Source organism: Roseofilum reptotaenium CS-1145, assembly GCF_028330985.1.
GTDB classification, from domain to species: Bacteria; Cyanobacteriota; Cyanobacteriia; order Cyanobacteriales; family Desertifilaceae; genus Roseofilum; species Roseofilum reptotaenium.
In genome coordinates, this window is record NZ_JAQMUE010000111.1 from 49,373 (window position 1) to 71,966 (window position 22,594).

The window sequence follows — 22,594 nt, forward strand, 5'->3', positions numbered from 1 at the left end:
GATGAAACCTATCGATCAATTTCTGTCAGAACTGCGTGAATTGGGCGTTAAAGTGTGGGTTGAAGGCGAGAAACTGCGCTGTCGCGCTCCAGAAGGCGTGTTAACCCCAAGTATGCGAGGCACCTTGTCAGAGCGCAAAGCAGAGATTATCCGGTTTCTCAATCAAAGCTTAACTCCGGTTCAAACTCTACCCGCCATTTCTCCCATCCCTCATGATGGCAGTCCTCTCCCCCTTTCTTGGGCCCAAGAAAGACTCTGGATTCTTGACCAACTGGAAGGGAAGAGTTCTGTCTACAATGTGCCTGGAGCCTTCCGAATTACGGGAGATCTTCAGGTTCCTATCCTAGAATCAGCTTTGGCGGAAATCATTCGCCGCCATGAAGTTCTACGGACTCGCTTTGAATCGCTAAATGGCACTCCAGTACAGGTTATTGACCCCCCAGTTGAGTTTGAACTTTCGATCCAAGATTGGCAACATCTCCCCCTAACCCAACAACAGGAGCAGTTAAACCGAGAAATTCGCCGTGAAGCTCAAGCTCCCTTTGATTTAGCAACTGGGCCTTTATTGCGCGTGAGTTTAGTTCGACTTTCAAGAACAGAGTCGGTGTTGCTGGCTAATTTGCACCATATTATCTGTGATGGTTGGTCAGTGGGTGTCTTGTTCCAAGAGTTATCCACACTCTATCAAGCGTATCTTCAGGGAGAACCCTCTCCTTTGCCTGAACTGCCGATTCAATATGCTGACTATAGCCAATGGCAGCGCACTTGGTTAAGTGGGGAAGTTCTGGAGACTCAATTGGGATATTGGCAACAAAAACTGGCTGATGCTCCTGGTTTATTACAATTGCCAACGGATAGACCTCGACCGGCAGTGCAAAGTTATCGGGGCGAACACCAAGTATTTACCTTGCCTCCCCATCTGACGGAACCCTTGCAACAGCTCAGTCAAAAGGCAGGTGCAACGTTATTTATGACCCTATTGGCAGCGTTTTCCACACTGCTGTATCGATATAGTAGCCAAGATGATATTTTAATCGGTTCGCCGATCGCCAATCGCGATCGCCAGGAAGTTGAACCTCTGATGGGGTGTTTTGTCAATACCTTAGTCTTGCGAACCCAGTTTCCAGACGATATAACCTTTGAGCAATTGCTTACTCAAGTCCGGGAAGTCACTTTAGAAGCCTATACTCACCAAAATGTGCCATTTGAACAGGTGGTGGATGCGCTGCAACCGGAACGTAATTTGAGCCATTCCCCCCTATTTCAAGTGATGTTTGTATTGCAGAATGCTGGAGCCTTATCCTGTGAGTTACCAGGAGTGAGTTTTGAACGCTTAAGCTCCCAGATTGCCACCTCTCGATTTGACCTTACCCTCTCCATGGAGGAAACCGACCAAGGAATTTTAGGCTATTGGGAGTATGCTACCGATTTGTTTGATGCTGCGACTATTGCCCGCATGGCAGGTCACTTGCAGGTACTATTAGAGGCGATCGCCGCTAACCCCCAACAGAAGATCGGCGAACTCCCCCTACTCACAGAAGCAGAACGCCATAAGTTACTTGTAGAGTGGAACAATACCACCACTGATTATCCTAGGGATAAATGTATTCATCAGTTATTTGAAGAACAAGCTGAACGGACTCCTGATGCGATCGCTATTATCTTTGGACAAGAGCAGTTAACCTACCGAGCATTAAATCAGAAAGCTAATCAATTAGCTCGCTATCTGCAACGTTTAGGAGTACAACCTGAAGCACTGGTGGGAATTTGTGTTGAACGTTCCCTAGAGCTGATTGTGGGCATCTTAGCCATTCTCAAAGCGGGAGGAGCGTATGTACCTCTAGACCCCAATTATCCAGCAGAGCGTTTGAGTTATATGATAGCGGATGCCAACGTTCCGGTCTTAGTCACCACTCAGGATGGCTTAGAGAGGTTACCCGAACCTCAAGCGCAAGTGGTGTGTTTAGATAGGGATTGGGAGGCGATCGCTACACAAAGCCAAGAAAATTTACGCAATAAAATCAATATCCAATCTCTAGCGTATATTATCTATACCTCCGGTTCCACAGGCAAACCTAAAGGGGTAATGATTCCTCATAAAGCTGTTGTACGCTTAGTAATAAAGACAAATTATTTACAACTGAAGGGGGGCGATCGGGTCGCTCACGCCTCTAATCCCTCTTTTGATGCTGCAACGTTTGAAATTTGGGGGGCACTCTTAAATAGATCGACTTTGATTATTATCCCCAAAGACACGCTCATGACTCCGGAAAAATTGGCTGCTTGTCTATGGGAAGTCTCCATTGATCATCTTTTTATTACAACTGCCTTATTCAATCAAATTGCAAGACAAGTACCCACCCTCTTTAAATTTTTAAAGAGTTTACTGTTTGGTGGTGAAGCTGTCGATCCAACTTGGGTCAAACAAATTTTAGACAAGGGTAGACCAGAACGGTTACTTCATGTATATGGCCCCACAGAAAATACAACATTTTCCAGTTGGTATTTAGTGGACAACGTTCCAGACGATGCTACTAATTTACCAATTGGTTCTCCCTTATCAAATACTCAATTCTATGTTCTTGACTCTAATTTAACTCCTGTTCCTATTGGAGTACCAGGAGAACTATATGTTGGAGGTGATGGTTTAGCGAGAGGTTACCTCAATCGACCTGAATTAACAGCAGAGAAATTTATCAACAACCCTTTTGATTCTGGAAACCAGACCAGTAAACTGTATAAAACTGGCGATTTAGTTCGCTATCTACCCGATGGCAACATTGAATTCCTCGGAAGAATAGACACTCAAGTGAAAATTCGCGGATTTCGCATCGAACTGGGAGAAATTGAAGCCATTTTATCCACTCATTCCCACGTCGAGCATGGTATTGTCATCCCACGAGAAGATACACCCAATAGCAAACGCTTAGTTGCCTATGTTGTGAGCGAAAATCCCGATCTTACTCCTCTAGATCTACGGCAATTCGTGCAAGATAAACTACCAGAGTATATGATACCTTCTGCATTTGTTATACTCGAAAAACTCCCCATTACCCCCAATGGGAAAGTAGATAGAAAAGCCTTACCTGCTCCAGATATTGAATTAACCAGAACAGAAGAATTCATTGCTCCTCAAAATAAAATAGAACAGACGTTAGCTGAAATTTGGCAAGACGTTTTAGGATTACAGCGAGTAAGCGTGAATGATAACTTTTTTGAAATTGGAGGAGATTCAATTATCAGCATTCAAATTGTTTCTCGCGCTCAACAAGCAGGCATTGGCTTGACTGCCAAGCAACTGTTTCAACATCAAACTATTGCACAACTCGCAACCGTTGCCAGTACACTACAACCATCCTCTGCTCAACAAAACCGTGTGACGGGTGAAGTTCCGCTTACTCCCATCCAGCATTGGTTCTTTGAGCAAAATCTTGCTGAACCTCACCACTTTAACCAATCTTTTCTCCTCAAAGTCCCTGCTGATATTAACCCCCAGTTTCTATCCACAGCCATAGAAAAAATTGTAAACCACCATGATGCTCTACGTTTGCGATTTTTTAAGAATGAAACAAGCTGGAAACAAATCAATAAGAACGTAGAAGAAATTATTCCATTTGAGAGAGTTGATTTATCCTCAGTACCTCCCTCTGAACAAACCCGTGTTTTAGAAGACAATATTGCTCACCAACAGACGACCTTAAATCTGGCTGAAGGCCCTCTTATTAGAAGTCTCCTCTATCAAGTTGGAAAACAGACAGAAGGACGTTTACTGATTGTTGCCCATCACCTAGTTATCGATGGAGTTTCTTGGCGTATTGTATTAGAAGATTTATCAGCCGTTTACCAACAACTAGAGAAGGGTGAACCCCTACAACTTCCTGCAAAAACCACAGCATTTCAAGATTGGTCAATTCATCTTTTAGAATACAGCAAATCTCCCCATCTTCAATCGCAACTAAACTATTGGTTGACTCAATCTCAAGACTATAAACTACCTATCGATTATCCAGAAAACACCACTCACAATACAGTTGGAAATACGGATAATATTTCCGTACAGCTAACTTCAGAAGAAACTCAAGCTCTCTTACAAGAAGTCCCCTCCGCTTATAATACCCAAATTAATGATATCTTACTCACTACCTTAGTACAAACGTTCAAAAATTGGAGCGGACAATCAACTCTATTTCTAGACTTAGAAGGACATGGACGCGAAGAATTGTTTGCTGACATCGATTTATCTCGAACCGTGGGTTGGTTTACCAGTGTCTTTCCCATTATACTCCAACAACCTGTGGAAGATAATATAGGGGAAAATATTAAATCGATTAAAGAACAACTACGAGCAATACCCCATCGTGGGATTGGCTACGGTATTTTACGTTATCTCAGCTCAGATCTAGAAATTAAGTCTGGACTTTCAGCTCTCCCACAACCTGAAATAAGCTTTAACTATTTAGGTCAATTTAATCCGAATGAATCTCAAAAGAATTCTTGGCAAGTCGCTTCAGAAGCCATGGGTTTAGTTCAAAGCCCTCATGGCAAGCGTCCCCATATATTAGATATTACAGGAATCGTCTTGAAGGATAAATTGCAAATTGATTGGACGTACTGTAATTATCTGCATCAACGATCAACCATCGAAACTTTAGCAGAAAATTATATCAATAACTTAAAAGCACTCATTCATCACTGCCAATCTCCAGAAACCGGTGGATATACTCCTTCAGATTTTCCTGCTGTTCAGTTCACACAGATTCAGTTAGATACCATTATCTCAGATATTCAACAAGAAAATCATAACCCAGTCAAGATAACTGCAATTTATCCCCTTTCTCCCTCACAACAAGGAATGTTATTTGAGTCCTTATCCGCTTCAGAATCTGGAGTTCATATTGAACAGGTTGTTCTGAATTTAGAAGGAGATTTAGATATGCAAGCGTGGCAGAAAGCTTGGAAAAGTTTGATAGATAGACATGAGATTTTGAGGACTGGTTTTCTATGGAAAGATTATGATAAGCTCGCTCAGTTTGTTTTGCAAAGTGTACCTTATGAGTTACAAGTTGAGGATTGGAGAGCAGAAAAAGATATTCAAGAAAAGTTGGCTCAATATATTCGGATAAAGCAAGAGAAAGGCTTTAACTTAACCCAAGTTCCTCTTCTGGATTTATCTCTATTTCGATGGGAAGATAAAGCCTATTATTTTGTTTTCACAGTACACCATGTTTTGGTAGATGGATGGTCTTTAGGAGTCATATTCAAAGACCTATTAACACTCTATCAAGGATTGACTCAGGATTCTCATTTTTCCTTATCTCCTACCTATCCCTATCAAAACTATATCACGTGGTTATACAGTCAAGATTTGACTGAAGCTCAGGAATTTTGGCAAGAAAAATTACGAGGATTCACCCAACCTACTCCGTTAGGAAAAGAAGTTTCATCGGATGACTTTGCGCTTCCAGAACAACCATATGGTCGTCGAGTAATTAGTTTATCTGAGTCCTCTACAGAAGCTCTGAATCTTCTCGTCAAGAAAAATCGAGTTACTTTCAATATTCTGATTCAAGGAATTTGGGGATTATTGTTAAGTCGCTATAGTCATCAATTAGATATCGTTTTTGGGGCTTCTGTTTCGGGTCGTCCTCCAGAAATTTCTGGAATTGAGTCTATGGTTGGCTTATTGATTAATACTGTTCCAATTAGGTGTACTGTTATTCCCGATCTTCCTCTGTGGTCTTGGTTACAAGAACATCAACAACAACAATTTCAACAAAAATCCTATGAATATTGTTCTCAAGGCCAAATTCATTCCTGGAGTGAGATCTCCATGTCATCACGGTTGTATGACAGTATCCTAGTCTTTGAAAATTATCCAGTTGATGCCTCAATCAAAAATTTTTCAGGGTTTAAGATTAGCCTTAATCAAAATCATTCTTTAGGAGCACAAACTCAGTCTAGTTTAACTATTCTGGCGATTCCTGGCTCCAATTTCAAAATTAATGTTGTTTATAGTCATTCTAAATTCAAGGGGTCGGAAATTAAAAAAATACTCGATCATTTTCTCATGATTTTCGATTTGATTATTAAAAATCCTGAAATAACTTTAACAGAGATCGCTAATGCGATTTCAGACGATCAAGTTCCACAGGTTAATCCGGATCACTTATTCAAGGAAATTACGAGTCAGGATAGTCAAGAATCCTTCCTTTTACCGCGAAATTCTACCGAGCGAAAGCTGGCAAAAATTTGGTCAGATATTCTTCAAATTGAACCCATAGGAATTAGAGATGGCTTTTTCAATCTGGGTGGACATTCGCTTTTAGCACTAAAATTGATGGCTAAAATTGAGCAGGAGTTCGATCGGCATCTTTCCCTATCCACTCTCTTTCAAGCTCAGACTATTGAAAAACTGGCGATATGCTTGCAAGAATCAACAGATTTTAATTCTTGGTCAGCCTTAGTCCCGATTCAAACTCAAGGAAATCAACCTCCTTTCTTTTGTGTTCCAGGAGCGGGTGGAAATGTGATTTATTTGTCTAATTTGGCTTGTTATTTAGGAGAAGAGCGACCTTTCTATGGGTTTCAATCCAGAGGTTTGGATGGAGCATCAGAACCCTACACTACAGTCGAAGCTATGGCGAGGGATTATATTGGATATATTAAAGCGGTACAACCAGAAGGGCCTTACTATTTAGGGGGTCATTCTTTCGGTGCTTTAGTGGCTTTTGAGATGAGTCAGCAACTAGAAGCGCAAGGGGATAGAGTGGCTCGACTGGTGATTCTGGATAGTCCAGTTCCAGATGCGCTAGAAAATAAACCGAATATCGATCGCGATTGGTCTCTTTCCCGGAAACTGATTTTAGTGGTGGCATTAATTGAACAGTTTTTTGGCACGGAAATCGGAGTATCTGCGGAAGTTTTGGAATCCCTCGAAGCAGAAGAACAATGGCAATATATCTATGAACAGCTACAAACCGTGGGCTTTTTCCCCGAAGGAGCAGGGGTTCAACAGATTCGAGGGTTTGTGAATGTGTTAATGAGTGATTATGACGCAAGCTATTCTTATTACCCGCAAAGCAATTATCACATTCCGATCGTGTTATTGAAGGCAAGAGATACGGTCTCTGAAGATATGGCAGAAAAAGGCTTTGGCCATACTCTCAAAGCAGAGATTGCCAGCGATCGCCTCTGGGGTTGGGGTCGTTTCTCCTCTGAACCCGTAGCACTTTATACTGTACCAGGTACACACTTAACTATGTTAAAACCCCCTCATGTCCAAGTCTTAGCAGAAACCTTGCGAAATTGTTTTTAAAAACCAACGCGGGTCAACTGCTTGCTGCTTTCTGCTTTCGGGGTAAGGGGAGCGCTGAGGGCTTCATCAAGACTGGCTCGACCGAGCCGTTCTTCTAAAACTTGCATGACTTCCCGACCAAAGTCATTACTATTGCGCTGCCATGCAGCTAAACAGACTTGGCCAAAAAATGAGCCTAATGGTTCTGGATTCCAGAGTAATTTGCGAGCTGTCCAGGGCATCATACTCATGGGATCGTAGTCGGGTTTAAGAATGCCTTGGTCAAAGGCATATTGTTCGAGGTGAGTATGGGGTTGTAAACCGATAAAGAAAATGGCGGGTTCGACTTTATCGACTCCAAAGATTTCTTCTAAGGCCCGATGATAGGCGATGGTTTGGCGAATGGTGTCATAGGTTTCGTCAATTACGTTGAAGGAATAATTGACGGATACGAGATCGTTAAAACCGGCTGCTTTTAAGTCCCGACAGTTTTCTAAAACTACGCGCAGATTATAGCCCATTCGCATTTTACGGACTAATTCTTGGGAGCCACTGGTAATGCCGATTTCAAAGTAATTCATTCCTGTTTTGACCATCAGATCGCACAGTTCAGGAGTGAGATTATCCGCCCGGATATAGGAGGCCCAGTGAATATCAGTTAAACCCGCTTCCAGGATTTTGTGGAGCAATTCGATCGCATCGGGAATGAATTTCCGTGCTGGAATAAATTGGGCATCGGTAAACCAGAAGTTCCGTACCCCCCGGTCATAGAGTTGACGCATTTCTTCGACGACTTCATCGGCGGGGTTGATGCGAACTTTTTTACCTTCGACAACTGTATAAATGCAGTAGCAGCAATTATGGGGGCAGCCACGTTTGGTTTGTACGCCTAAGTAAAAGTCGGGATCTTGCAGGTAGTAGTTAAAGGCTGGCCAAATTTCTTCGATATAGGTATAGTTGCAGGCTGTTTTTTCGAGGGGAGTGGGGGGTTCGTGGATGAGGCGATCGCGGGCCACTGTTTGACCGACAACATAACAGCGCTCGCCACTGATATCTTGATCCTTTAAGAGTTTTTCTAAGAGGCTTTCTCCTTCACCCACGGAAATAACGGTTCCTGGGGGAAGGGAGCGACCAAGTTGTTTATAAAAGACGCTCACCGCACCGCCTCCCACCACTAAGCGGGTGTTGGGGTTATATTTTTGGGCACGCTTTAAGCCTCGCTTAATCAGGCTCATATTCCGCCAAAGTTCCCCATAGTAGGCAGTTGCTAATCGAAAACCGCCCAGAGCGCCTCGCAGCTTAATGAAGGGATTAAAGCTATAGTAAAATTCAAAGGCGTTTTGTAGGGGGTTGCCGCTTCTTCCGCCTACGGGGGCATAGATTTGAATGTCTCGCCAGGAGAAGATCAGTAAGTTGGGGCGAAACTGATCGATCGCCTCGTCTAGAGCTTGTTTATAATCGAGGGGGGGAATTGTTCCCAGGTCGAAGATCTGTTGTTCCACAGAGGGGAAACACTTGTGGATGTGATCGGCAAGATAGACCACACCGATGGGAAAGATGGGGTTACAGGGAAGGCGGACGTAAAGAAGGCGATCGCCAGTAACGGAGGTAGCGTGCATAGGGCGTTTCCTGTTCTAAACCTGGATTTATGAGAGTTTTTCACATAACTTTACGATAACATTGGTTTTGGGATCTGTTGGAGGAAATTTTGGGTCCAGGGAGTTGGGACTTAGATTAGATTTACTAATCATCAAGATTAGAGATGATCATCGATAAGTGCAGAGAAAATCCTTATAAAAGTCTCTAGGACTGCAATTGACTGCCTAGAAAAGAGGTTAAAAAAGGATTAATGGTAGTCGCCTTTACAACCCGTTGGGATCAGAAGTGTTAGAGTGGCCAATGTAGGCTAATATGCGTTATTTTTGATCTTTTCATAAGAATATGGCACAAATTCTTGATCCCCTTCCACCAGAGCAGTCCTATCGCATTCTTTGCTGCTATGTAAATGCGACCAGTAAAGTGCAAGTTGCTCGGATCTGTAATATTCAAAATTGGTACTTTGAACGGGTGGTGTTTCCCGGACAGCGTTTAGTCTTTGAATCGGTTCCGGAAGCCCTATTGGAAATTCACTGTGGCATGATGGCCAGTGCGATTTTATCGGATAAAATTCCTTGCGATCGCTTAAAACTACAAGAATTAGGTATAGAAGGGGAAGGGCAAATGCTCAAGGAATCTAACTCTTTACCCAAAGTGATTAATACCTTAACCAACTTTAAAGCCCCAACGTTAACGGCGATTGATTAAGAAAACCTTTAATCTCTGGTTAGAAGAAAGATGGGGAAGTAAAAGACGACGGGCTAAACTTCTTTATCTGAATCTAGATTGAAATTTTAGCTTTAGACGGTTACGTTTAATAAATCTGGTTTTAATTTGTGGATCTTCCTTCATTTTTATGGCTCTGGAAAATAGCGGCCTGGTCAATGGGCTTGGCCCTATTTTCCTATGTCTTATTAGCGATGACAGGAACTGGAGTTTGGTGGAGTCGGCAAAACCGCCAACCCTTACCTCGATGGTGGCGATCGCTCCATTATATTCTCGGTTCTATTTTAGTCTTTCTGGTTCTTTTGCTGCTGGCGATCGGTATCGTCGGAACCCTGGGACATTATGGCAGCTTAGGGCATTCCTCTCACCTATTTGCGGGACTATTAGTGGTTGCTTTAGTCCTGATTTCTGCCACCAGTGCAACTCAGATCAGTCCCCAAAGACCTTGGGCTAGACCTCTACATCTGCTCACCAACACCCTCCTATTTATGGGCTTCAGTTGGGTTTCCCTTACTGGATGGAGTGTGGTACAAAAATATCTACCTTAGACGGATCAACCGGATTATGCGCGATCGCCCCCAGCAAGACTCATCACTGTTTAAAATTTCCCCCCTTATCCGTATCCCCCTATTAACCCTCTATAGTGCCCTCACCGTCCCTTTACCGATTTTAGGGAGGGTAACCCCGTCTGGAGTTTCTCCACTGCTCCTGTGGGTCGCTGTTGCCCTAGGAGCAGTGATTCTCTGGGGAGCGCTCAGTGAACGAGTTACCCTGGATGAGGAACAGATTCAAGTCAACTATCCCTCCTGGGTCTTTTGGGCAAAACACCGTCATTGGTCTTTGCCTTGGTCAGAAATCCAAGCCTTAAAACCCAGAACAACAGGACAAGGAGGATTGGTTTATTATTTTTTGGCTAAATCTGGAGATGCCTACTTACTTCCCATGCGGATTGCCGGATTTTCCCAACTGGTGCTAAAAGTTCAAGAGAAAACCCAAATTGATACCAGCAAGGTGAAACCTCTAGCCCAACCTTGGATGTATGCCCTGTTATTTGGCTTTAGTCTGATGCTCCTAGGTGTAGATGCTTGGACTATTTCCACTGCCCTAAACCAAGTTTTGTAAAACTCGGTTTTCCCTATTCCCTCTCCTGATTTCTATTGTTTCATGGGAAACGTATGCTGGGCAGACAGGGAAGGTGAACGGGTGGGAAAAGGAGAAGGCGATCTCCTCTGCTGGGCTAGTCCATCCTGATTAAACCGATAACCAACCTTGCGTACCGTTTGAATGACATGGGGTTGGCGAGGATCTCTCTCAATTTTCTTGCGTAAAGAAAGAACATGGGTATCCACAGTACGAGGATTATCAATCTCATCTGGCCAAGCCCGTTGTAGTAACTGAGACCGACTTAAGGGTTCTCCTCCTACTTGAGCCAGGGCATAAAGCAAGCTAAATTCTTGGGGTGTTAAATCAATCGCCTCTCCCTTAAGAGAGACCTGTCGTTGCACCAGATCGATCTTCAGTTCACCATAGTTAAGATGGGCAGGAGGGGTAAGTTTGTTTTGCCGTCGGATCAGAGCTTGTACCCGTGCCATAAACTCCTGCATTCCAAACGGTTTGGTGAGATAATCATCTGCACCGGCTTGCAGTCCAGCGACCACATCAGTTTCTGCATTACGAGCAGAAAGCATTAAAATCAAAGATTTTTGTTGATTGTAAATCCACTGACAAAGTTCTAAACCTTGTCCTCCAGAAATACTACCATCTAAAACCACTAAAGTCGGTTCCCGCACCATATAAACATGACGAGCGCTGGCACTATCGGCAGATTGGTAAATCCCATAGCCAGCCTGCTGTAAGTGCCAACCGAGAAGCGATCGCAGATGAGGGTTGCTTTCAATAATCTGAATACCAATCAAGACCACTTCGGTTTAATTTCCCTACCACACTATGCAGCATATAACTCGTTCACCTTAACAAGGTTTAACTTACTTTTTTGTAGTTGTCGATACCGAGTATTCTGGTTTGGGCTTTTTAGGGATCGGTACAGAATTTGTTTCTTTGGGTATGCTAAGTTTAAGAAACTCTAGCAAATTGCCTATCTCAATTCTGTCTGGAGATTCGTTAAAATAAAGCTATCAGTGGCCCTAGGCCATTCTGCGATTGACCGATCCGGATTTTGCCTATTGGGAAGTGAACAGACCAAAGGATCGACCCTTAAGATACCCAACAAAGTGAAGTTCAGTTGACGATCAGGAGACAACTCTTATGATGCTTCAGGATACTCAAACCATCCGCTTTTACCAAAAAATTACTGATTCTCTTGTAGACCTCTGGAACCGGGGATACCGCTATGACGACTTGCGTATGTATCTCGAAGGCTATCTGGCGGCATTAAGACATTCCAATTGTATTGAAACCTATTTAGTCCATCGGCTAGAAGAAGAAGCCTATCGATATTTACGCGACCGATCTAATTTTGAAATGCCCCTACCTGAACCCGAAGCCAAATATTACTAGCCCAGAGTCATGGGCGATCGCTGGTTTCTAGGTTGTTTCAACCCCAAAAAATATCCCCTGGTAGTTTTCAGATAGACTTTATCCCTAAATAACCACCGGGGGATTATCGATCAATAGAGTGGTTATTCTAGGACGCTAAAGCCACTTCCACCATCTGGGCGAGTTCTCCACTTTGGTATAACCCAAAAACAATGTCAGAGCCGCCAACAAACTCCCCATTAATATAAAGCTGGGGAATGGTTGGCCAATTAGAATACTCTTTAATTCCTTGGCGAATCGCATCATTTTGCAACACATCTATTGTTTCATAGGGGACTGCAAGCTGATTGAGCATCTGCACCACATTATTGGAAAATCCACATTGGGGCATCAGTTTATTCCCCTTCATAAACAAAAGAATTTTGTGTGCTTTAATTGTATTGTCAATGTGTTCTTTCAAGTCTGGAGTCATAGTTATCAAGTGAGGAAAGTAGAACGGCAACCTTAAATCGGTTTCAGAGTCTCGATCTTAACTGATTTTTAAGAATTTTACTGAACCGCTTGAAATTCTTCTGGGGTGTATGTCTTTAAACCCAAGGCATGAATAGCATTACTGGCCATGGCCTCCTGAACGGCTGCATAAACCAACTGATGTTGTTGTACCGGTCTTTTGCCTTCAAACTCACGGGAGACCACAATCGCTTCGTAATGATCCCCTCCTCCCGTCATATCCTTCAGTTGAATTTGGGCATCAGGAAGCTTGGCTTTAATCATCGCTTCTACTTCGGCTGGACGAACCATACAAGACTCCTTAATGATTACTTACGATAATCGTTCTCAACTCTTTATTGTAGCGATCGCCCGTTAGAGACTCAAGGGAATGACCCCGCTGATACTCTTATGGATTCTATTGGGGAACCGCAGACGTAGCTTCACTATCCTCATCCCTTTTGGGATAGGGAGAATCTACAAAGCCTAATTCAAATAATTGTTGGTATGCCTTTTTACCCATTTCGGTGGTGGGGTTTTGAGAGCGAATCACCTGTACCAGCAGGGGAACCGCTAAATCAGCTTCGTTTTGAGCGCGATGGACGAGGGCAAGCTGATAGGTTGCTTCATCCCGTTTTTGCGCCGTTTCCACAGCTAAATCCCGTTGGCTATTCGCAATACGATTATCAATACCAGAGAAACTCGCTGCCAGTTCCTGATAAAAATTCGATAATTGGTTAAACACTTGACGAGCATCTTGGAGTTTTTGCTGCGCTAGGGCATAATTTTCATTGCCCACGGCTTGAGCCGCTTCAGCCATCAGGCGATCGCCGCCAATCCTACTCAGTAGGCTGTTTTCCTGATTCAGGGGTCGAAATTCATCGGCATTCGGTTGAGCGTCTTGAGCCGCTAAGTTCTGGTGAGTCGATTGCCCAAAGGCTACGTTTGTGAAGGCGATCGCAGAAGTACAAATAGCTAGGGTCGTCGCTTGCAGGAGTTGAGAGGGTTTTAAAGATACCATGAGTTGTAAGAGCTAGGGTGAAGACTAACAATATAAAACAAATCTAAACATAATTTAGCAGACAGTTCCCCTTTTTATCTGTTCCAATCAAAAGCAAGAGATAAACGATCGCAATAGAGTAGTGAAGATGGTCAAAGTTTTTGAGCAGTTGTGGCGCTTTCTTGGGAGTCAACTGAGTTCTCCCCCGGATCAGTCCTCCGATCCCGTTCAGGCCAAGTCGGGTATCCCAGAGTCAGAAATCGGGTTAGTACTGCAACGGGGCGGCCAAGAATTGGTTTTAGAAAAGGCTTCAGATCGGCTGACGGTTTCCCCGAAGTCGAATATGTCTTCAGACTGGGCCAAGGATCTCCCTTCCTTAGCGACTCGTCCTATTGCTCCAAAACTCTCAGAATTAACGGTCGATCCCCAAAGCTTAGAAACGGCAATTACTTCAGCTCGCAATTCCCAAGATGTAGCCTTTGCCAGTCATGTCTATCAGATCAAAAATTCACCGGGAACCTACACCTATTTGTCCAACGAGATTACCATTCAATGGTCGCCAACGAGCAATGCCCAAACTCGCAGGGGCCCGATTCAAAAGTATGGCCTGCGGGAAGTCAAACCGGTGGAAACACTCCCCAATACCTGGGTTTATCAACTGACGGAAAAATCCACAGAAAATCCGATTAAAATTGCCAACCGCCTAATTGCTTCTCCAGTAGTCCTTACGGCTGAACCCAATCTCATTATTCCCAGCCAACCCATGTATCGCCCCACCGATGGGTCTTATCGACAACAATGGTATCTGAACCATAATGGGGGAAACTATCTCGCGACTGGGTCGCATATTGATGCAGAACGCGCTTGGGATCTGACCAGGGGCGATCGCTCCATTGTCGTCGCCGTTGCCGATGATGCGATCGACCTCAACCATCCTGACTTCCAAGGATTAGGTAAAATTGTTGCCCCCAAAGACTTCAAAGACCGAGACTTTATCCCCCAACCCGGAGGACTGGTGGAAAACCATGGAACCTCCTGTGCCGGAGTTGCCATTGCCGAAGAAAACGGCTCCGGTATCGTTGGTGTAGCGCCTGGATGCTCCCTAATGCCCGTTCGTACCACCGGCTTCTTAGATGATAATTCCATGGAACAACTCTTTGATTGGTGTGCCAGTCGCGGAGCTGCTGTGATTTCCTGTAGTTGGGGGCCAGCCGCCGTTAATTTTCCCCTCTCCCTACGCCAAAACGCTGCCCTGACCAAAGCTGCCACTCAAGGCCGTCAGGGGAAAGGCTGTGTGATTGTCTTTGCTTCTGGGAATGCCAACCGCCCCATTAACGATACCGTTAATGAACAAGGATGGCCGAGCAATGTCATTTCTGGAAATACCCGATGGTTAGCCGGTTTTCCCGTTCATCCTGATGTGATTGCCGTTTCTGCTTGTTCGAGTCTCAACAAAAAAGCTATCTACAGTAACTGGGGTAAAGAAATCGCTGTTTGCGCTCCCTCTAATAATGCCCCTCCAGGGATTTGGTTACAGCAAACCGGATTTATCCAAACCCCTCCCGCAGTTACCAGTGCTACTCCAGGCTTAGGCGTGTTTACGACTGACCGGGTAGGGGGAGCAGGATATGGTACAGGGGATTTTACGGGTACTTTTGGCGGGACTTCCAGTGCTTGTCCGATTGTCGCTGGAGTCGCAGCCTTAGTCTTATCAGCGAATCCCGATTTAACGGCGGCTCAGGTGAAGCAAATTTTAATCTCGAATACGGATAAGATTGTGGACTCAGACCCCGATCCTCAGTTTGGCTTTCGCAAAGGCTCTTATGATAGTCGAGGCCACTCCGAGTGGTTTGGCTATGGTAAAGTGAATGCCTATAAGGCTGTTGCGGCTGCTGTGCGATCGCGCCCTACTCCTCCCAGGGTTAGCCGCTGGATTCAACGGCAAAATTATGCCAGCGTCACCATTCGAGATTACGATAGTCGCGGCATTAGTAGCTCGATCTATATTTCGGAAAGCAATTCATTACGAGATATCCAAGTGACTGTAGACATCGATCACAGTTTTTTAGGCGATATTCAAGTTAGGTTAATTGCCCCCAATAACAAAACCATTTTGCTCCAAAACCGGACATTAGGCCAACAAACCCGGCTTCAACATACTTATACCTCTTCTGAGCGTCCCTTATTGCAAGATTTAGTCAATCTCTCCGTTAAAGGAGTTTGGAAATTACAAGTGATTGATTATGCGTTAGGCAACACCGGCACATTAAGAGGTTGGGTACTGACCTTAGGGATTTGAACTATTCTCGAACGGTCTAGCTAATAAGAACCAGAGGATCTTTATGGGGGATTTTTATTTTAATTTCTAGAGTTCCCTCTGATGCGATAGAACTTGTGGTATTCTCTCGATTTACAGGCTTTAGAGAAGGTAGATAGGTCCACCTGAATACCCGTATAATTCAATCGGTAGAATAAGTCTCTCATGCTAGTCAAACTACTATCGAATATGAAGTTTAACCAGATTTCAAAGAAGAGGCGAGAGTTGAGAACTGGGTAATCATGAGGAGACAATGACTTGAGAATGGGTTTGACAAAATTGGTAAAGGAAGTTACCATAGGCGAGAATATTATTTGAATATTTGAGGATAGAATAGCATGTTTTATCCTCTTTTTTTTCGGCATTAAGCTAACATTCAACACTAACAACCCCTGCACCTGGCCATAAGGCAAGGCAGGAGACAATCATTAATAAAAACCTTAAATGCCTCTCCATCTAATGAGCCATTAAGAGTCATTAATGCTAAAACTTCCTGCTGACTAATGGCTCCTACAAGAGTGATTTTCGCTTCTCGATAATAAGGTTTAAGTCCTCTAACTCTTGTCCCTTTTTCTGAACGACCATAAGCACGGCTTCCTCCTAGGAGAATCCCAGATTCATCTATAAATACAAGGTTCTCTGGCTCTATTTCTTTGATTTTTTCCCAATATTCTACTCTTAGTTTTTGTACTCTTTCTGTTGCCGCTTGACTGCTACGTCTCGTTTTTTTTACGAGATAACCCTAATTTCTGTAAACAGCGACACATGGCTGTCGGACTTATCCAATTACCGGTCAATTCGGCAAATAATTCACACAGTTCCCCTAGAGTGGCATCTATATTTTTTTCTACTAAGGTTTTCACTTGTTCTTGAGCTTCAACACTTGTAAGATAACTAAACTGGGGCTTGCCTAGGCGTTTTAGATCTACATTTCCTTCCGTTTTTTGTTGTTTGACCAACTTGTGAACTAAATTTTTACTCACTGACAATCTCGCGGCTACTTGTCTAATTGAGTGGTTTTCTACTAGATGCGCTTTAACGATTTTTTCTCGTAAGTCTACGCTATATGCTTTCATCACCTACTCCATAATACCTATTCCCGTACTGTACACCATTACAGCGCAAAGCGCTGTATCTGAGAGACTAAAGGAGGCGAAAGGATTGATAATGTCCATTCAATTTCTTCACTCCGATAGGCGCTATCTGCCCATATCTCTGGTTCTGCATTTTCTATATCTATCAGTTTTCCCAATACTTTTGAGTCATAAACTGATGCATCTGTTCCTTCATATTTGCGAATAATGCCATATTTTTTATCGATACTTATATGATTTTTATAGCCGTAGTGATTTTCACCATTTTTCTTCAACCACCGAGCGTCCAAATCCTTCTTACACAATCGGTTCGGCATTTCTTTCCATTCTTCAGGAATTTCTCCTTCTCGGATTTATTTATTCTCTTTTGTGCTATTTATTTGCCTCGGTACAGGAATTAGAGTCGCATCTATTATTTGACCTTCTTCAGCTTTATACCCTTGACTTTTTAGATACTCTTCTAGTTGCTCAAATCACTCTTCTACTAATTTCTTTTTCGTCAGTTTTTCCTTATTCCTTAAATAACCATACCGTTTTAGCATCGGGTACTGGATCTTCTATGCCCAGATTTAGAAACTTCATAAATGAGAGTCTATTATTGACTTGGTATTCCAATTGATCGTCACTTAAATTGAACGATTTTTGTAGGATAACTAACTTGAACATTAAGATAACGTCTAGGGTTTTACGACCGGCATTACTTGAGAGTTCACGGTCATGAATTTATTCGAGGATTGGACGAAACTCTTCCCAAGGTACTAATTCATTGAGTTGAGAGAGCAGCGGTTTTTCCTCCTTTAGCTTTTTCTGACAGTTCTCTACGTCCCAAAAACTTATTTGACCCATGTTTTTCCCCTTGCTTTTTCTTTCTTGATTATCTCATGAGTTCACGGTATAGCCAATTAATAGAAGTGCCCATATGCTTTCATTACCTCTTAATACCCATAAAATCTCTTCACCTTAGATTGTACCTCAATACAGCGCTTTGCGCTGTAAGGGTGTTGAGATTGGTTATAGCCTTTTCCCGTCCCACAAAGTTCGGATCGCTCTGAGTTTCTTGCTCTATCTCCGGTTCCGGTGCGTCTGCCTCTGCTGTTGTCTCTTGTCCGACCAATTCCGGTTTATACTTGGCGAATAAGGCGACTAAATTATGCCGTTGTGAAGTGCGATCGCCCTCTAGATCGTCCGTTAAACCAAAATCGATACAAAGCTTGCGGATATGTTGTCTGACCGTATTTTCTGTAATGTTTAGCAACTGACCAATTTGTGAGTCTCCTTGTCCTGAGAGAAATAGATTTAACACCTCTTTACGTCTTGGTGTCAACTGTTGAAAACTCCGCTCAAACTGCTCTTTTTCCATCTTGCATAAGTGTTTATGGATCTTGAGTTGCTGTATAGACAAATACTAACACGGGTTTATTTCAATATTCAATAGGCTTAACCATAATGGACTCATAGCCAATTTAAGACTGGAAGGAGAAGAAAATATGAGTCCTTTGGAACGTTTCTATTGTCTCATTTTTAGTACCAGCGTGGTTCTTCAGCTTATCACTCTAGGCTTCCGATTTTATAAATTCCAACAAGATCCGCCTTCTAATCCGGTTGTTGTGCTTGAAAAGCACTGCCAGCTTTAAAAGCTGTAGGGTGCGTTAATGACGCACCCGATGATAAAGACAACACTTCTGGTATTTGTCCTGTTTAACTGGTTTCAAAACACAAAAAATCTAACTCAAGTTCCTCGATAGAAATAATAGTGTAAGTATGATTCTTGTAATTCAAATTTTAAACATAGAATCCTGAACTTTGATCGCTGCTTCAATGCTTCGTTAACCAACCGAAGAGATTCTGAATAGTCCAGTCTAATTTAGCCGACAAATTAGGTACAGGAAGGCGACTGATACAGGAGTATATCAAACAGCAGTGCTTCTATTTAAGCCTATTTCTGGAATCAGCCGCCAGGAAAAAAATGTAAAGAATATTAAGAAAGCATAAATTTAGCTGATTTTGGTTCCATTCTCCACTTTAAACCCCGGTGCAATTAAAACGGTTCCTTGCTCTTCAGAAACCGCCGCCAGCACTAGCACTTCGGATTTGACTCCAGCTACTCGTTTGGGAGCAAAGTTCATCACACAAATGACTTGTGTATGGACGAGACTCTCTTTCGAGTAATTCTGAGTAATTTGGGCAGAACTGGTTTTGATACCTAGAGTGCCAAAATCAATTTTGAGAATATAGGCTGGATTTTTAGCCTTTACATTATCTTCTGCTTGTAGAATGGTTCCTACTCGAAGATCGAGTTTGAGAAAATCAGAGAAATTAATTTCGGGAAACATAGTCAATTTAAGTATTTCTCTTCCAAGTTGCCATCAATTGAGCCTTGAGAGGTAAGATGAGTTTCTCTGAGTCCCTTGTTAGCCGCCTGTTAAGCACACTTTTATAAAGCAATGGTATGACGGGAGAGAACACTAAACTATTTCCTCTAGTCCCCCATTCCCTGTAGGATGGTAAACTGCCCTTGAATTTTATAGGAGAACCTAGTTATGGATGATAGCTTAATGTTAATGATTCCCGGCCCTACTCCAGTGCCCGATCCGGTGCTGTTGGCAATGGCAAAACCGACGATTGGTCATCGTAGTGGCGACTTTAGTTTGATTATGAAAGAGGTGACCGAAAATCTCAAGTGGTTGCACCAAACCCAGAATGATGTGCTGATTGTTGCTGGGAGTGGAACCTCGGCAATGGAAGCGGGTATCATTAACTTCTTAAGTGCAGGCGATCGCGTTTTGGTCGGATCGAATGGTAAATTTGGCGATCGCTGGGCTAAAGTAGCCAAAGCCTATAACCTAGAAGTAGAGGTAATTAGCACCGAATGGGGACAACCTCTCGATCCCGAACCCTTCCGGGAAAAGCTCGAAGCAGATACCGAAAAGCAAATTAAAGCCGTAATTATCACCCATTCGGAAACTTCCACAGGGGTACTCAATGACTTAGAAACCATTAACCGCTACGTGAAAACCCATGGCGAAGCGCTGATTATGGTGGATGCAGTCACCAGTTTAGGCGCTATTAGCGTTCCCATCGATGAATGGGGGTTAGATGTGGTAGCATCAGGTTCCCAGAAAGGCTATATGATTCCTCCAGGATTAGGATTTGTCTCAGTTAGTGCTAAAGCTTGGGATGCTTATGAAACCGCAACCTTACCCAAATTTTACTTAGATTTGGGCATGTATCGCAAAACAGCCGCTAAAAACAGCAATCCCTTTACCCCTCCTGTGAATCTCTTTTATGGCTTGCAAGTGGCTCTACAGATGCTCAAAGATGAGGGATTAGAGAATATTTTTAGCCGTCATCAGCGATCGAAAACCGCCATTCGGGAAGCTGTCAAAGCCTTGAATTTACCCACGTTTGCCTCTGATGATGCGGCTAGTCCCGCAGTCACCGCAGTTGCACCGGATCGGGTAGATACCGAGCAAATTCGTTCTACGATGCGGAAACAGTTTAATATTGCCTTAGCTGGCGGACAAGACCATTTGAAGGGTAAAATTTTCCGTGTCGGTCATTTGGGCTTTGTCGGCGATCGCGATATTCTCACCTGCATTTCTGCCCTCGAAGCTACTCTGCAAATTCTCGGCGATACCGGTTTCACTCCCGGTGCAGGAGTAACCGCAGCCGCAAAGGTTTTAGGTTAAAGGATTGTAGATTGTAGGGTGGGCAGCAGAAGTCCGCTATTGATTGACTTTGACAACTTTATCCTCTGCCCACCCTACCCGCTATAGCGTGAACAATACTTTTCCCATTAACCATTACTCTTCTGCCACGTGAATCGCTATATATCAAGCAACTCATCTAGAACATAGGGACACTCTTCTGGAAAATCAACCTTATTTTGAGTTTTGATTTTAACAAAACCTAATGCATCTTGATAAATAGAATCAAGTTCTGATTCCAAATAATTTCTTAAATTGGTGGTTAGTTTACGCTTGAGTTGCACTCGGAACGTATACAATTCACCTTGCCAATGGACAGAGTTATATTCCGCTTCAGTTGTCCAATAGTCTAGGAGCAATAAATGACGAATAACTTGCTCTAAAAGACTAGCAACGGCATTTTTCTTTTCTCTGCCCAACTCTTCTAATTCCTCAACTAAATTCTCTAAATCGAGATGATCAAAATCCTTGTTTCTCAACAATTCAACCATTTCTTCTAACCATTGAGAATCATCGACTTCATAGATCTGTTTCAAGTTAGTCATATCACACTTCCTTGGCTTGTAAATTCGATCGAATTGGGATACTATATGATTAGTAAACTGTCCTCTAAATGGCATGAGCCTGTACCTTTGATGAACACTCTACACAGTAACCTTCAGTGCCTGGGAATCGCTGGCAAGGAGGATGGTCAATAACAATACGATTGGCCATCCCTCCCCTAGTGTCACCCGGACTCTAGCAAAAATAAAACGATTACAATGCGATCGCCAATATCGCGATACCCAAGGAACCTTCTTTATCGAAGGTGTGCGTAACTTTATCCGAGTTGCTGACACTCACTTGAAAATAGAGACTATCCTTTACAGCGAAAAGCTTCTGATCGCCCCCTTAGCTCGTAAACTGGTACGCCAGTTACGGCGCTCCGGAATTCCCACCGTGCGCCTCTCTCCAGAACAATTTCGCAGTATCTCGCAAACCGAGCGTGCTTCTGGCGTAGGGGCGATCGTTAAACAGCACTGGCTTCCCCTAAAGTCTACTACTCCCCATGTTGGACTCTGCTGGATCGTCCTCGATCGCATCCGATCTCCAGGTAATTTAGGCACACTCATTCGCACCTTAGAGGCTGTTGGTGGTGCTGGGTTGATTCTCCTCAATCGCTCCGTCGATCCCTTTTCCCCAGAAACCGTGCGCGCAAGTATGGGGGCTTTGTTCCATCAGAAATTTATCCGTACTAATTATCGATGTTTGCAATCCTGGATACAACAGCACCAAGGTTGCATCATTGGTGCATCTCCCGATGGGAAGCAAAGTTTTCATCAATTTCACTATCCCCAAGCGACCTTATTATTCTTAGGAGAAGAACGGCAAGGACTCTCCGACCAACAGCGAGCCATATGCGACAATCTGGTTCGCATTCCCATGGTTAGTCAGGCTGACTCTTTGAATGTCGCTGTAGCCGGGAGTTTGTTAATGTATGAAGTCTTTCGGTCTCGAAACGCACAGGATCGGATTCAAGCTGACCCGTTCTGATTCTATACAATGTTGCACTTTTCGTTGTTGCACTTTAGCGCTAAAGCGCAACAACGAAATGAGTTTTCTAATACACTAAGTTTAGTGCCGTGGCGATAGTCGGGTATATCAGCGAAAACGAGGGAAGCACTTACTGAGAATTGAAAACTGTACAGATAGCTTGATTCCACTTCGTTCCATTCGCAATGACATAATTTTCGGTAATATCAAGTCCGGAGAATCAATCAAAGTATAGCCGCGATTTCACGCCACCAATGAAAACGGGTCAAGTCTCGAATCAATGCCCTCTGGGTCAGTAACTTTCGGCAACGTTGGTATAAAACCTCTTCGAGTTCATCGAGA

20 protein-coding genes are annotated in these 22,594 nt (G+C 43.4%); 8 read left to right on the plus strand and 12 right to left on the minus strand.

The features are described 5' to 3' along the window. Position 1 precedes the first annotated feature (1 nt). Complete coding sequence (locus tag PN466_RS24600) at positions 2 to 7,315, plus strand: non-ribosomal peptide synthetase (RefSeq protein WP_271945069.1); 7,314 nt, start codon at positions 2 to 4, stop codon at positions 7,313 to 7,315. Here PN466_RS24600 and PN466_RS24605 read toward each other — a convergent pair. After that, positions 7,312 to 8,913, minus strand: a complete 1,602-nt coding sequence (locus PN466_RS24605; RefSeq protein ID WP_271945072.1) for a photosystem II high light acclimation radical SAM protein — start codon at positions 8,911 to 8,913, stop codon at positions 7,312 to 7,314. The genes PN466_RS24600 and PN466_RS24605 overlap by 4 nt on opposite strands. A 322-nt stretch (positions 8,914 to 9,235) precedes the next feature. Between PN466_RS24605 and PN466_RS24610 the strand changes: the two genes are divergently transcribed. The 3 genes from PN466_RS24610 to PN466_RS24620 all read left to right on the plus strand — a co-directional run bounded on the left by PN466_RS24610 (position 9,236) and on the right by PN466_RS24620 (position 10,738). After that, the gene (locus tag PN466_RS24610; RefSeq protein ID WP_271945075.1) at positions 9,236 to 9,598 is read left to right on the plus strand and encodes a DUF1830 domain-containing protein; all 363 of its coding nucleotides are present in this window, start codon (positions 9,236 to 9,238) and stop codon (positions 9,596 to 9,598) included. A gap of 128 nt (positions 9,599 to 9,726) precedes the next feature. Further along, positions 9,727 to 10,164: a DUF4079 domain-containing protein gene (locus PN466_RS24615; protein ID WP_271945078.1), complete on the plus strand. Its 438-nt coding sequence runs from the start codon at positions 9,727 to 9,729 to the stop codon at positions 10,162 to 10,164. A gap of 16 nt (positions 10,165 to 10,180) precedes the next feature. After that, entirely contained in the window at positions 10,181 to 10,738 is a 558-nt protein-coding gene (locus tag PN466_RS24620; RefSeq protein ID WP_271945082.1) for a hypothetical protein, read from the plus strand. Positions 10,739 to 10,770: 32 nt separating this feature from the next. Here the strand turns inward: PN466_RS24620 and PN466_RS24625 are convergent, their stop codons facing one another. Further along, on the minus strand, positions 10,771 to 11,538 hold the full coding sequence (locus PN466_RS24625) for a response regulator transcription factor (RefSeq protein WP_271945084.1): 768 nt from the start codon (positions 11,536 to 11,538) through the stop codon (positions 10,771 to 10,773). 346 nt (positions 11,539 to 11,884) lie between these two features. On the opposite strand from PN466_RS24625, the gene PN466_RS24630 reads away from it, so the two are divergent. After that, the gene (locus PN466_RS24630; protein ID WP_271945114.1) at positions 11,885 to 12,133 is read left to right on the plus strand and encodes a DUF6761 family protein; all 249 of its coding nucleotides are present in this window, start codon (positions 11,885 to 11,887) and stop codon (positions 12,131 to 12,133) included. Positions 12,134 to 12,260: 127 nt separating this feature from the next. On the opposite strand, the gene grxD is transcribed toward PN466_RS24630, so the two are convergent. From grxD to PN466_RS24645, 3 genes are all read right to left on the minus strand, one after another. After that, the gene (gene grxD / locus PN466_RS24635) at positions 12,261 to 12,584 is read right to left on the minus strand and encodes a Grx4 family monothiol glutaredoxin (RefSeq protein ID WP_271945087.1); all 324 of its coding nucleotides are present in this window, start codon (positions 12,582 to 12,584) and stop codon (positions 12,261 to 12,263) included. Positions 12,585 to 12,661: 77 nt separating this feature from the next. Then, complete coding sequence (locus PN466_RS24640) at positions 12,662 to 12,913, minus strand: BolA family protein (RefSeq protein WP_271945091.1); 252 nt, start codon at positions 12,911 to 12,913, stop codon at positions 12,662 to 12,664. A 106-nt stretch (positions 12,914 to 13,019) separates the two neighbouring features. Continuing rightward, positions 13,020 to 13,622: a hypothetical protein gene (locus tag PN466_RS24645; protein WP_271945094.1), complete on the minus strand. Its 603-nt coding sequence runs from the start codon at positions 13,620 to 13,622 to the stop codon at positions 13,020 to 13,022. 127 nt (positions 13,623 to 13,749) lie between these two features. On the opposite strand from PN466_RS24645, the gene PN466_RS24650 reads away from it, so the two are divergent. Then, positions 13,750 to 15,900: a S8 family serine peptidase gene (locus PN466_RS24650; RefSeq protein WP_271945096.1), complete on the plus strand. Its 2,151-nt coding sequence runs from the start codon at positions 13,750 to 13,752 to the stop codon at positions 15,898 to 15,900. A gap of 400 nt (positions 15,901 to 16,300) precedes the next feature. On the opposite strand, the gene PN466_RS26590 is transcribed toward PN466_RS24650, so the two are convergent. The 6 genes from PN466_RS26590 to PN466_RS24675 all read right to left on the minus strand — a co-directional run bounded on the left by PN466_RS26590 (position 16,301) and on the right by PN466_RS24675 (position 19,345). Then, positions 16,301 to 16,576 carry a transposase gene (locus PN466_RS26590; RefSeq protein ID WP_390890063.1) on the minus strand — a complete coding sequence of 92 codons (276 nt, stop codon included), beginning with the start codon at positions 16,574 to 16,576 and terminating at the stop codon, positions 16,301 to 16,303. A 55-nt stretch (positions 16,577 to 16,631) separates the two neighbouring features. After that, positions 16,632 to 16,994: a helix-turn-helix domain-containing protein gene (locus PN466_RS24660; protein ID WP_271945099.1), complete on the minus strand. Its 363-nt coding sequence runs from the start codon at positions 16,992 to 16,994 to the stop codon at positions 16,632 to 16,634. 38 nt (positions 16,995 to 17,032) lie between these two features. Then, entirely contained in the window at positions 17,033 to 17,329 is a 297-nt protein-coding gene (locus PN466_RS24665) for a transposase (RefSeq protein WP_271945101.1), read from the minus strand. A 193-nt stretch (positions 17,330 to 17,522) separates the two neighbouring features. Continuing rightward, entirely contained in the window at positions 17,523 to 17,678 is a 156-nt protein-coding gene (locus PN466_RS26595) for a transposase (protein WP_390890062.1), read from the minus strand. A 289-nt stretch (positions 17,679 to 17,967) separates the two neighbouring features. Then, the gene (locus PN466_RS24670) at positions 17,968 to 18,372 is read right to left on the minus strand and encodes a helix-turn-helix domain-containing protein (RefSeq protein ID WP_271945103.1); all 405 of its coding nucleotides are present in this window, start codon (positions 18,370 to 18,372) and stop codon (positions 17,968 to 17,970) included. Between the two features lie 634 nt (positions 18,373 to 19,006). After that, the gene (locus PN466_RS24675) at positions 19,007 to 19,345 is read right to left on the minus strand and encodes a tRNA-binding protein (RefSeq protein WP_271945116.1); all 339 of its coding nucleotides are present in this window, start codon (positions 19,343 to 19,345) and stop codon (positions 19,007 to 19,009) included. Between the two features lie 207 nt (positions 19,346 to 19,552). On the opposite strand from PN466_RS24675, the gene PN466_RS24680 reads away from it, so the two are divergent. Then, on the plus strand, positions 19,553 to 20,701 hold the full coding sequence (locus PN466_RS24680; protein ID WP_271945106.1) for a pyridoxal-phosphate-dependent aminotransferase family protein: 1,149 nt from the start codon (positions 19,553 to 19,555) through the stop codon (positions 20,699 to 20,701). Between the two features lie 137 nt (positions 20,702 to 20,838). On the opposite strand, the gene PN466_RS24685 is transcribed toward PN466_RS24680, so the two are convergent. Beyond that, a complete protein-coding gene (locus PN466_RS24685) occupies positions 20,839 to 21,264 on the minus strand; it encodes a DUF29 domain-containing protein (RefSeq protein WP_271945109.1) in 426 nt (141 codons plus the stop codon). A gap of 142 nt (positions 21,265 to 21,406) precedes the next feature. Between PN466_RS24685 and PN466_RS24690 the strand changes: the two genes are divergently transcribed. Next, positions 21,407 to 22,252 (plus strand): TrmH family RNA methyltransferase, encoded by an 846-nt coding sequence (locus PN466_RS24690; RefSeq protein ID WP_271945111.1) that lies wholly within the window; start codon positions 21,407 to 21,409, stop codon positions 22,250 to 22,252. The last annotated feature ends 342 nt before the right edge of the window (positions 22,253 to 22,594 follow it).